1 rRNA gene is annotated in these 255 nt (G+C 58.0%); it reads right to left on the bottom strand.

Features of this window, described 5'->3' with window-relative positions:
• A 23S ribosomal RNA gene (locus tag QSK18_RS35800) occupies nucleotides 1-255 on the bottom strand; the annotation flags it as partial.

A 255-nucleotide genomic window follows, 5' to 3' on the forward strand; every position in this document is an offset into this window, starting at 1 on the left:
GTGTCGCGGATTTGCCTACGACACGCCCTACATGCTTAAACGTGGACAACCATCGCCACGCGGAGGCTACCTTCCTGCGTCACACCATCGCTTACCTACTACCAGTCCAGGTCCAAGGCTCAAGTGAGTCAGCCCGAAGGCCGGCACACCATCACGATGTTAGTATCGCTGGGTTCGATATGGGCGGTTCTTCGCCGGTACGGGAATATCAACCCGTTGTCCATCGACTACGCCTGTCGGCCTCGCCTTAGGTCC

The organism is Kineosporia sp. NBRC 101677, assembly GCF_030269265.1.
GTDB lineage: Bacteria > Actinomycetota > Actinomycetes > Actinomycetales > Kineosporiaceae > Kineosporia > Kineosporia rhizophila.